Here is a 10,997-nt window from a genome sequence, read left to right on the forward strand (position 1 = left end):
CTGCTGGACCGGCGGCCGGTTCCCGCCCCCGGACGTGGGAGGATCGGAGGTGGCGGACCGGGGTCGCGCACCCGGTCGCGCCGTCGCCGTACGCGAGCACGCGCGTACCCAGGGCAGTACCGGGCGCGAACACTGAGGAGCACCGTTGAGCAGGCTGCGTTGGCTGACCGCGGGGGAGTCCCACGGTCCGGCACTTGTCGCGACGCTGGAGGGCCTTCCCGCCGGCGTGCCGATCACCACGGAGATGGTGGCGGACCACCTGGCGCGGCGGCGGCTCGGCTATGGCCGCGGTGCGCGGATGAAGTTCGAGCGGGACGAGGTGACCTTCCTGGGCGGCGTCCGGCACGGCCTGACCCTGGGCTCCCCGGTCGCGATCATGGTGGGCAACACCGAGTGGCCCAAGTGGGAGCAGGTCATGGCGGCCGACCCGGTCGACCGCGAGATCCTGGACGGCCTGGCCCGCAACGCCCCGCTGACCCGGCCGCGCCCCGGCCACGCCGACCTGGCCGGCATGCAGAAGTACGGCTTCGACGAGGCCCGTCCGATCCTGGAGCGCGCCTCGGCCCGCGAGACCGCCGCCCGGGTGGCGCTCGGCGCGGTGGCCCGGTCGTACCTGAAGGAGACGGCCGGCATCGAGATCGTCTCGCACGTCGTCGAGCTGTGCTCCGTGAAGGCGCCGCAGGGCGTGTACCCCACCCCGGCCGACGTCGAGAAGCTGGACGCCGACCCGCTGCGCTGCCTGGACGCGGACGCCTCGAAGGCGATGGTCGCGGAGATCGACCAGGCCCACAAGGACGGTGACACCCTCGGCGGTGTGGTCGAGGTGCTGGCGTACGGCGTCCCGGTCGGGCTCGGCTCGCACGTCCACTGGGACCGCAAGCTGGACGCCCGTCTCGCCGGCGCCCTGATGGGCATCCAGGCGATCAAGGGCGTCGAGATCGGTGACGGCTTCGAGCTGGCCCGGGTGCCCGGCTCCAAGGCCCACGACGAGATCGTCAACACGCCCGAGGGCATCCGGCGCGTCTCCGGCCGCGCCGGCGGCACCGAGGGCGGTCTGAGCACCGGAGAGCTGCTGCGGGTGCGGGCCGCGATGAAGCCGATCGCGACCGTGCCGCGCGCCCTGCAGACGGTGGACGTCACCACCGGCGAGGCCACCCAGGCGCACCACCAGCGCTCCGACGTCTCCGCGGTGCCCGCCGCGGGCATCGTCGCCGAGGCCATGGTCGCGCTCGTGCTCGCGGACGCGGTCGCCGAGAAGTTCGGCGGCGACTCCGTCCCCGAGACCCGCCGCAACGTGCGGTCCTACCTCGACAACCTGCAGATCCGGTGAGCGCCGTGCCTGCGGTCGTACTCGTCGGGCCGATGGGTGTCGGCAAGTCCACCGTCGGCCGGCTGCTGGCCGAGCGCCTCGGCCTCGGTTACCGGGACACCGACGAGGACATCGTGGCCGCCGAGGGCCGCACCATCGCCGAGATCTTCGTGGACGAGGGCGAGCCCGTCTTCCGGGCGATCGAGAAGCGGGCGGTGCACGCCGCGCTCGCCGGGCACGAGGGCGTCCTCGCGCTCGGCGGCGGCGCCGTCCTGGACCCCGACACGCGCGCGCTGCTCGCCGGGCACCGCGTGGTCTACCTCTCGATGGACGTGGAGGAGGCCGTCAGACGGACGGGCCTGAACGTGGCCCGGCCGCTGCTCGCGGTCAACCCGCGCAAGCAGTGGCGGGAGCTGATGGAGGCCCGGCGGCATCTGTACGAGGAGGTCGCCACCGCCGTCGTACCGACGGACGGCCGCACCCCCGAAGAGGTCACCCAAGCGGCGCTCGACGCACTGGAGTTGAAGGAAGCATGAGCGAGTCAGTCACCCGGATCCAGGTCGCCGGCACCGCGGGCACGGACCCCTACGAGGTGCTGGTCGGCCGTCAGCTCCTCGGGGAGCTGGCCGGGTTGGTCGGACCGAAGGCCAAGCGGGTCGCGGTGATCCACCCGGAGGCGCTGGCCGAGACCGGTGACGCGCTCCGCGCGGACCTCGCCGGTCAGGGCTACGAGGCGATCGCCATCCAGGTGCCGAACGCGGAGGAGGCCAAGACCGCCGAGGTCGCCGCGTACTGCTGGAAGGCGCTGGGCCAGTCGAACTTCACCCGCACCGACGTGATCGTGGGTGTGGGCGGCGGCGCGACGACGGACCTGGCCGGGTTCGTGGCGGCGACCTGGCTGCGTGGTGTCCGCTGGATCGCCGTCCCGACGACCGTCCTCGCCATGGTGGACGCGGCGGTCGGCGGCAAGACCGGCATCAACACCGCCGAGGGCAAGAACCTGGTCGGTGCCTTCCACCCGCCGGCCGGTGTGCTGTGCGACCTGGCCGCGCTGGACTCCCTGCCGGTCAACGACTACGTCTCCGGGCTCGCGGAGGTCATCAAGGCCGGTTTCATCGCCGACCCGGTGATCCTGGACCTGATCGAGTCCGACCCGGAGGCCGCCCGGACCCCGGCCGGCCCGCACACGGCCGAGCTGATCGAGCGTTCGATCAGGGTGAAGGCCGAGGTCGTGTCGAGCGACCTGAAGGAATCGGGTCTGCGGGAGATCCTCAACTACGGCCACACGCTGGGCCACGCCATCGAGAAGAACGAGCGCTACCAGTGGCGGCACGGCGCCGCGGTCGCGGTCGGCATGCACTTCGCCGCCGAACTGGGCCGCCTGGCGGGCCGGCTGGACGACGCGACGGCGGACCGGCACCGTACGGTCCTCGAAGCGGTGGGCCTGCCGCTGCACTACCGCTACGACCAGTGGCCCAGGCTGCTGGAGACGATGAAGGTCGACAAGAAGTCCCGCGGTGACCTGCTGCGCTTCATCGTTCTGGACGGCCTGGCCAAGCCGACCGTCCTGGAGGGCCCGGACCCCGCCGTCCTGCTCGCGGCCTACGGAGAAGTCGGCCAGTAGGCCGCCGGCGGGGGAGCGGCCCGGTACCTCCCCCGCTGTTCCTTCCGTCCGATTCCCCTGGCGGAGCGGGCACTTCGGGCCGCCCCCGGCCGTTCACCAAACGACGGCGGGGGACGGTACCGTTCGGTAGGGAGCGGGGTGCAAGCCCGCTGCCAGCGCCAACAGCCTGTACGAGACGGAGTGGCAACGGATGCAGCACGCAGTGGGATCTCCGCTGCCGCCGCCCCACCAGCCGGGGCACGGGCCGCACGCCGGCTGGTCGCCGGCCGCACACCAGCCGGGCCCCCACCCGGCGGCCTCCCAGGGATCCGGCCCCGTGCCACCGCCTCCGGGCTTGCCGGCCCCGGCCGGCGCGGTCCCGCCGACGCCCCCGCAGCCTCCGGCCCCCCAGCCGCCGGCCGCACACCCCCCGGCCCCGCAGGCCGCCGTACCGCCGGTCCCCGACACCACCGGTCATGTCCCGTTGCCGCCCGGCGGCCCCGTCGGTGTGCCCACGGCGCCCCCGGCCCCCGCCGCGGTCCCCGACTCCACGGGCACCACGATGGCCGTCCTGCTGATCGGCCCGGCCGGCGCCGGCAAGACCAGCGTCGCCAAGTACTGGGCCGACCACCGCCGCGTGCCGACCGCTCACATCAGCCTGGACGACGTGCGCGAATGGGTCCGCTCGGGCTTCGCCGACCCCCAGGCGGGCTGGAACGACAACTCCGAGGCGCAGTACCGCCTGGCCCGCCGCACCTGTGGTTTCGCCGCCCGCAACTTCCTCGCCAACGGCATCTCCTGCATCCTCGACGACGCCGTCTTCCCGGACCGCCCGGTCGTCGGCCTGGGCGGCTGGAAGCGGCACGTAGGTCCCGGGCTGCTCCCGGTCGTCCTCCTGCCGGGCCTGGACATCGTCCTGGAGCGCAACGCCGAGCGCACCGGCAACCGCCGCCTCACCGACGAGGAGGTCGCCCGCATCCACGGCCGCATGGCCGGCTGGTACGGCTCGGGTCTCCCGATCATCGACAACTCCCAGCTCGACATCCCGGGCACGGCGAGGGTCCTGGACGAGGTGCTGGCGAGGGCCATAGCAAGCCCACCGAGCTGGTGATCGGGGAGCGAGCGGTCCCCTGAGAGGGGGCGCGGGGCAGTGTCGGTAGGGGCGCGGGGCCGTGTCGGTATGCGGCTCCGCCGCGTGAGCGCGACAAGCCACGACGGACCCGCACCCGGCGAACGCCCGCACCACTCCCCACCTGCCCCGCAGCCCCACTCGGCCCCCACAAATCGGCACAACCGACGCAAACCTCCTACGCTCATCTCATGTCAGAGGTGTACGCGACCCGCCGATCCCGGCTGAGAGACCATGTGACCGCGGCCGGCACCGCGGCAGCGCTCGTCACCCGCCCGGCCAACGTGCGCTACCTCGCCGCCGCAGCCCCGCAGGGCTCCGCCCTGCTGCTCGGCAGACGCGAGGACCTCCTCGTGTGCGCCGGCCCCCCGGACGACCGTCCCTACGACGGCCGGCCGGACGAGAACCTGCGCCTGCACGTCCTGCCCACCGGCGGCGACGCCGCCGTGGCGGCGGCCGACCTCGCCGGGGCCCAGAGCGCCGATTCGCTGGCGGTGGAGGAACACCACCTCACCGTGGCCCGGCACAGAGCCCTGGCCTCGGTCGCGCCGGCTCTCCGCCTCACCGACCTCGGCGGAGCCGTCGAGCAGCTCAGGGTGGTCAAGGACGAGGAGGAGATCTCCTGCCTCCGCATCGGCGCCGAGATCGCCGACCAGGCCCTCGGCGAGCTGCTGGAGTCCATCCTCGTCGGCCGCACCGAACGGCACCTCGCGCTGGAGCTGGAGCGCCGCCTGGTCGACCACGGCGCCGACGGCCCCGCCTTCCCCACCTCGGTCGCCACCGGGCCGAATTCCGGCCGCCGCGGCCACCGACCCACCGACCGGCGCGTGGAGGAGGGTGACTTCCTCACCGTGTGCCTGGGTGCGACCTACCGCGGCTACCGCTGCGAGATCGGCCGTACCTTCGTGATCGGCACCTCGCCCGCCGACTGGCAGATCGAGCTGTACGACGTCGTCTTCGCCGCTCAGCGCGCCGGACGCGAGTCGCTGGCACCCGGCGCCGGTTACCGTGACGTGGACCGCGCGGCACGCCAGGTCCTGGACTCGGCCGGCTATGCGGAGGCGCTGCCACCGCTGACCGGACACGGCGTCGGACTCGAAATCGACGAGGACCCGCAGTTGGCGCCCGCGGCCATGGGTAAACTGGACGCTTGCGTGCCGGTCACCGTCGAACCGGGGGTCCACCTCCCGGGCCGGGGCGGTGTCCGGATCGATGACACGCTCGTCGTACGCCCCGAGGCGGACGGCGGACCCGAGCTACTCACCATCACGACCAAGGAGCTGCTCGCGCTGTAGCGCGTGACCCCGGGGTCGTACGTCAGTCCAGGAGATTCCGCAACCGTGGCTTCCACGAACGACCTCAAGAACGGCATGGTGCTCAAGCTCGAAGGCGGCCAGCTCTGGTCCGTCGTCGAGTTCCAGCACGTCAAGCCCGGCAAGGGCCCGGCCTTCGTGCGCACCAAGCTGAAGAACGTGCTGTCCGGCAAGGTGGTCGACAAGACCTTCAACGCCGGCGTCAAGGTCGAGACGGCCACCGTCGACAAGCGCGACATGCAGTACTCGTACAAGGACGGCGAGTACTTCGTCTTCATGGACATGGAGACGTACGACCAGCTGCACATCGACCCGAAGGCCGTCGGTGACGCCGCCAACTTCCTGATCGAGGGCTTCACCGCCGTCGTGGCCCAGCACGAGGGCGAGGTGCTCTTCGTCGAGCTGCCCGCCGCCGTCGAGCTGGTCATCTCCGAGACGGAGCCGGGCGTCCAGGGCGACCGCTCCACCGGTGGCACCAAGCCCGCCACCCTGGAGACCGGCCACCAGATCCAGGTCCCGCTCTTCATCACCACCGGTGAGAAGATCAAGGTCGACACCCGTACGAGCGACTACCTCGGCCGGGTGAACAGCTAACCGTGGCTGCCCGCAACACGGCCCGCAAGCGCGCCTTCCAGATCCTCTTCGAGGGCGACCAGCGCGGCGCCGACGTCCTGACGGTCCTCGCTGACTGGATCCGGCTCTCCCGGTCCGACACCCGGCAGCCGCCGGTCAGCGAGTACACGATGCAGCTGGTCGAGGGCTACGCGCAATACGCGAAGCGGATCGACGAGCTGATCGCCCAGTACGCGGTCGGCTGGACGCTCGACCGCATGCCGGTCGTGGACCGCAACATCCTGCGGCTGGGCGCGTACGAGCTGATCTGGGTCGACGAGACCCCGGACGCCGTCGTCCTGGACGAGATGGTGCAGCTGGCCAAGGAGTTCTCCACGGACGAGTCGCCCTCGTTCGTGAACGGTCTGCTGGGCCGGCTGAAGGAGCTCAAGCCTTCGCTCCGCCGGGACTAGCCGGGAACAGCCGCAAGAGGGGCGCCGGGCAACTGCGACACGACGGCCGCGGGTCATCCGTGGCCGGCCGCGCAGTTCCCCGCGCCCCTTCGGCATGTCACGCCGCCCAGGGCCCGGACGGCGCCGGAACGGTCGCGAAAACGCCGCCGGGGTGGCCGGGACCATGAAGGTCCGGCCACCCCGGCGGCACGTTTCTGCTCAGGCGCTGGAGGCGGTCACGCGTCTTCGTGCGTGGCCACCGCGCGGCGCGCGTCGGCGTCCAGGACGCCCCAGCTGATCAGCTGCTCGGTCAGGACCGAGGGCGACTGGTCGTAGATGACGGCGAGGGTGCGCAGGTCGTCCTGGCGGATGGAGAGCACCTTGCCGTTGTAGTCGCCGCGCTGGGACTGGATCGTCGCCGCGTAGCGCTGCAGCGGGCCCGCCTTCTCGGCCGGGACGGTGGCCAGCCGCTCCAGGTCGAGGACCAGCTTCGGCGGCGGCTCGGCCGCGCCGCCCGGCGTGGTGCCCGGCAGGAGCTCCTGCACGGGAACGCCATAGAAATCGGCCAGCTCGGCGAGCCGCTGGACGGTCACCGCACGGTCGCCACGCTCATAGGAACCGACCACCACGGCCTTCCAGCGCCCCTGGGACTTCTCCTCGACACCGTGGAGGGAAAGGCCCTGCTGGGTGCGGATGGCCCGGAGTTTGGCCCCGAGCTGTTTGGCGTATTCGCTGGACATATAGCTCCCCGGACACTGTGTCGACGCGGCCGGAGGGTGTTCCCGCCGCGCGGCTGGTAACTCACTGTGAGGTTACGCAGCGTGACTCTTGCGCGTCAAGCCGAATGGTCCACCCCGACTCTTCCGTGGTAGTGGCAGCCGATTAGGCCAAGGGGGTGATCGGAGCCCTCTCCATGACCTGATACCGTGGATGGCGCAAATCCGACGTCCTTTAAGATCCGTCCCGTGAGGCGGAGAAGGGGGTCCGTTTCGTATGGACAAGCACGACTCTTCTGCTCACGCGCAAGCGTCCGACGCAAGGCCCGTTCTCGAAGGCCCGGACATCGCGCGGGTCTTGACCCGTATCGCCCACGAGATCGTCGAGCGCGCCAAGGGTGCCGACGACGTGGTGCTCCTCGGCATCCCCACCCGGGGCGTCTTCCTCGCCCAGCGGCTCGCCGTCAAGCTGGAGCAGATCACCGACCGCAAGGTGCCGGTCGGCTCGCTCGACATCACCATGTACCGCGACGACCTGCGCATGCATCCGCCGCGAGCGCTGGCCCGCACCGAGATCCCCGGTGACGGCATCGACGGCAAGCTGGTCGTCCTCGTCGACGACGTGCTCTTCTCCGGCCGCACCATCCGCGCCGCCCTCGACGCCCTGAACGACATCGGGCGCCCCCGCGCGGTCCAGCTCGCGGTCCTGGTCGACCGCGGCCACCGCGAACTCCCGATCCGCGCCGACTACGTCGGCAAGAACCTCCCCACGTCGCTGCGGGAGACGGTCAAGGTCCAGCTCGCCGAGGAGGACGGTCGCGACACCGTGCTGCTCGGTGTGAAGGCCGGCCAGTAGCAACTCGGGCGCCGGGCTGCTCACACATGCCCGCACATGCGCCGATTTGCCCCAAATCTCCTGAATGAACTGCTAACGGAGCCTGACAGATGCAGCGTCATCTCATCTCGGCCGCCGACCTCACCCGCGACGACGCCGTCCTGATCCTCGACACCGCCGAGGAGATGGCCCGGGTCGCCGACCGGCCGATCAAGAAGCTGCCGACCCTGCGCGGCCGCACGATCGTCAACCTCTTCTTCGAGGACTCCACCCGTACGCGGATCTCCTTCGAGGCCGCCGAGAAGCGCCTGTCCGCCGACGTCATCAACTTCTCCGCCAAGGGCTCCAGCGTCTCCAAGGGCGAGTCCCTGAAGGACACCGCGCAGACCCTGGAGGCCATGGGCGTCGACGCCGTCGTCATCCGGCACGGTGCCTCAGGAGCCCCCTACCGCCTCGCCAACTCCGGCTGGATCGACGCGGCCGTCATCAACGCCGGCGACGGCACCCACCAGCACCCCACCCAGGCCCTGCTGGACGCCTTCACCATGCGCCGCCGCCTGATCGGCCGGGACGCCGGGCTCGGCCAGGACCTGGCCGGCAGGCGGATCACCATCGTCGGCGACGTCCTGCACAGCCGGGTCGCCCGCTCCAACGTGGACCTGCTGCACACCCTGGGCGCCGAGGTCACCCTGGTCGCCCCGCCCACCCTGGTGCCGGTCGGCGTCGAGACGTGGCCGTGCGAGGTGGCGTACGACCTCGACGGCACCCTCCCCAAGTGCGACGCGGTGATGATGCTCCGCGTCCAGCGCGAGCGGATGAACGCCGCCTTCTTCCCGACCGAGCGCGAGTACTCCCGCCGCTACGGCCTCGACGGCGACCGCATGGCCAGGCTGCCCGAGCACGCCATCGTGATGCACCCCGGCCCGATGGTCCGCGGCATGGAGATCACCGCCGAGGTCGCCGACTCCGACCGCTGCACCGCCGTGGAGCAGGTCGCCAACGGTGTCTCCATCCGGATGGCCGTCCTGTACCTGCTGCTCGGCGGCAACGAGCCCGCCGTCACCCACACCCGCCCCACCGGCTCCGAGGAGAAGTAAGACCCATGAGCAAGATCCTGATCCGTGGTGCGAAGGTGCTCGGCGGCGAGGCGCAGGACGTGCTGATCGACGGCGAGACCATCGCCGAGGTGGGAACCGGCCTGTCCGCCGAGGGTGCCGAGGTCGTCGAGGCCGCCGGCAAGGTGCTGCTGCCGGGCCTGGTCGACCTGCACACCCATCTGCGCGAGCCCGGCCGCGAGGACTCCGAGACGGTCCTCACCGGCACCCGCGCGGCGGCCACCGGCGGCTACACGGCCGTCTTCGCCATGGCCAACACCTTCCCGGTCGCCGACACCGCCGGTGTCGTCGAGCAGGTCTACCGGCTCGGCCAGGAGCACGGCTACTGCGACGTGCAGCCCATCGGCGCCGTCACCGTCGGCCTGGAGGGCAGGAAGCTCGCCGAGCTGGGCGCCATGCACGAGTCGGCCGCCGGGGTCACCGTCTTCTCCGACGACGGCAAGTGCGTGGACGACGCGGTGATCATGCGCCGCGCGCTGGAGTACGTGAAGGCGTTCGGCGGTGTCGTCGCCCAGCACGCCCAGGAGCCGCGCCTCACCGAGGGCGCCCAGATGAACGAGGGTGTCGTCTCGGCCGAGCTGGGCCTGGGCGGCTGGCCGGCCGTCGCCGAGGAGTCGATCATCGCCCGGGACGTGCTGCTCGCCGAGCACGTCGGCTCCCGCGTCCACATCTGCCACCTGTCGACCGCCGGCAGCGTCGAGATCGTCCGCTGGGCCAAGTCCCGCGGGATCGACGTCACCGCCGAGGTCACCCCGCACCACCTGCTCCTCACCGACGAGCTGGTGCGGACGTACAACCCCGTCTACAAGGTCAACCCGCCGCTGCGCACCGAGCGCGATGTGCATGCCCTGCGCGCGGCCCTGGCCGACGGCACGATCGACATCGTCGCCACCGACCACGCCCCGCACCCGCACGAGGACAAGGACTGCGAGTGGGCCGCGGCCGCCATGGGCATGGTGGGCCTGGAGACCGCGTTGTCAGTGGTCCAGGAGACCATGGTCGACACGGGCCTGCTGGACTGGGCCGGCGTAGCCGACCGCATGTCCTTCAAGCCCGCGCAGATCGGACAGGCCACCGGGCACGGCCGTCCCGTCTCGGCTGGTGAGCCCGCCAACCTCACCCTCGTCGACACGGAATACCGTGGCCAGGTGGACCCCGCGGGCTTCGCCTCGCGCAGCCGCAACACCCCGTACGAGGGTCGCGAGCTGCCGGGCCGTGTGACGCACACGTGGCTGCGGGGCAAGGCCACGCTCGTCGACGGGAAGCTCACGTGACACCTGTAATCCTGCTGGCCGAGGCCAAGAGGTCGGCCGAGGTCACCGACTGGCCGGCCCGCATCGGCTGGCTCGTCGGACTCCTGCTCTTCATCGCGCTCGTCTACTGGCTGATGCGCGAGGGCTGGAAGTGGCGCGGCACGCTCCAGAGCGACCTTCCCGCACCGCCCAGCGCGCCGGAGGAGACCGGCCCGGCGAAACTGAGCATGAGCGGCCGCTACCACGGCTCCACCACCGCGGGGCAGTGGCTGGACCGCATCGTGGCCCACGGCCTGGGCACCCGCAGCCGGGCCGAGCTCACCCTGACGGACGCGGGTCTGGAGGTCGAACGCCCCGGAGCGACCGACTTCTTCGTCCCCACCGCCGCACTGCGCGGGGCCCGGCTGGACAAGGGCATCGCCGGCAAGGTCCTCACCGAGGGCGGCCTGCTGGTGGTGACCTGGGCGCTCGGCGACAAACTGATCGACTCCGGCTTCCGCTCCGAGCACGCGGCCGAGCACACCGAGTGGGTCGACACCCTGAACCAGATGATCAACGACACGGAAGGCGCGCGATGACGACCTCCACCAGGGGAGCTGCCAGGGTTCCCGCCGTACTCGTCCTGGAGGACGGCCGTGTCTTCCGCGGCCGTGCCTACGGGGCCGTGGGGGAGACCTTCGGCGAGGCCGTGTTCTCCACCGGGATGACGGGTTACCAGGA

The 10,997-nt window shown here is 71.6% G+C and carries 13 protein-coding genes; 12 read left to right on the forward strand and 1 reads right to left on the reverse strand.

Translation table 11 applies throughout. The features are described 5' to 3' along the window. The first annotated feature begins 145 nt into the window (after nt 1-145). The 7 genes from aroC (at nt 146) to nusB (ending at nt 6,379) form a co-directional block, all read left to right on the forward strand. Entirely contained in the window at nt 146-1,330 is a 1,185-nt protein-coding gene (aroC, locus tag IE244_RS17205) for a chorismate synthase (RefSeq protein WP_031161759.1), read from the forward strand. Then, entirely contained in the window at nt 1,327-1,845 is a 519-nt protein-coding gene (locus IE244_RS17210) for a shikimate kinase (RefSeq protein WP_191874387.1), read from the forward strand. Before aroC ends, IE244_RS17210 begins: the two co-directional genes overlap by 4 nt. Further along, nucleotides 1,842-2,933: a 3-dehydroquinate synthase gene (aroB, locus tag IE244_RS17215; protein ID WP_191874388.1), complete on the forward strand. Its 1,092-nt coding sequence runs from the start codon at nt 1,842-1,844 to the stop codon at nt 2,931-2,933. Before IE244_RS17210 ends, aroB begins: the two co-directional genes overlap by 4 nt. Before the next feature lie 190 nt (nt 2,934-3,123). Next, entirely contained in the window at nt 3,124-4,023 is a 900-nt protein-coding gene (locus IE244_RS17220; RefSeq protein ID WP_191874389.1) for a Pro-rich N-terminal domain-containing protein, read from the forward strand. 209 nt (nt 4,024-4,232) lie between these two features. Beyond that, complete coding sequence (locus tag IE244_RS17225) at nt 4,233-5,336, forward strand: aminopeptidase P family protein (RefSeq protein ID WP_191874390.1); 1,104 nt, start codon at nt 4,233-4,235, stop codon at nt 5,334-5,336. 45 nt (nt 5,337-5,381) lie between these two features. Continuing rightward, nucleotides 5,382-5,948, forward strand: a complete 567-nt coding sequence (gene efp, locus IE244_RS17230; protein WP_031161749.1) for an elongation factor P — start codon at nt 5,382-5,384, stop codon at nt 5,946-5,948. Between the two features lie 2 nt (nt 5,949-5,950). Beyond that, nucleotides 5,951-6,379, forward strand: coding sequence for a transcription antitermination factor NusB (gene nusB, locus IE244_RS17235; RefSeq protein WP_031161747.1), 429 nt, complete (start codon nt 5,951-5,953; stop codon nt 6,377-6,379). 215 nt (nt 6,380-6,594) lie between these two features. Here nusB and bldD read toward each other — a convergent pair whose 3' ends face one another. After that, complete coding sequence (bldD, locus tag IE244_RS17240; protein WP_020938842.1) at nt 6,595-7,098, reverse strand: transcriptional regulator BldD; 504 nt, start codon at nt 7,096-7,098, stop codon at nt 6,595-6,597. Between the two features lie 253 nt (nt 7,099-7,351). Here bldD and pyrR point away from each other — a divergent pair, with 253 nt between their 5' ends. From pyrR to IE244_RS17265, 5 genes are all read left to right on the forward strand, one after another. Next, nucleotides 7,352-7,930, forward strand: a complete 579-nt coding sequence (gene pyrR / locus IE244_RS17245; RefSeq protein WP_031161742.1) for a bifunctional pyr operon transcriptional regulator/uracil phosphoribosyltransferase PyrR — start codon at nt 7,352-7,354, stop codon at nt 7,928-7,930. Nucleotides 7,931-8,019: 89 nt separating this feature from the next. Then, nucleotides 8,020-9,006: an aspartate carbamoyltransferase catalytic subunit gene (locus IE244_RS17250; protein WP_031161741.1), complete on the forward strand. Its 987-nt coding sequence runs from the start codon at nt 8,020-8,022 to the stop codon at nt 9,004-9,006. Nucleotides 9,007-9,011: 5 nt separating this feature from the next. Beyond that, a complete protein-coding gene (locus tag IE244_RS17255; protein WP_191874391.1) occupies nt 9,012-10,298 on the forward strand; it encodes a dihydroorotase in 1,287 nt (428 codons plus the stop codon). Further along, nucleotides 10,295-10,855, forward strand: coding sequence for a PH-like domain-containing protein (locus IE244_RS17260; protein ID WP_031161737.1), 561 nt, complete (start codon nt 10,295-10,297; stop codon nt 10,853-10,855). Before IE244_RS17255 ends, IE244_RS17260 begins: the two co-directional genes overlap by 4 nt. Continuing rightward, nucleotides 10,852-10,997: carbamoyl-phosphate synthase domain-containing protein (locus IE244_RS17265; protein WP_308436268.1), on the forward strand; the 146-nt coding region annotated here is incomplete at its 3' end. The genes IE244_RS17260 and IE244_RS17265, both read left to right, overlap by 4 nt.

Source organism: Streptomyces filipinensis, from assembly GCF_014649495.1.
Classification (GTDB): domain Bacteria; phylum Actinomycetota; class Actinomycetes; order Streptomycetales; family Streptomycetaceae; genus Streptomyces; species Streptomyces filipinensis.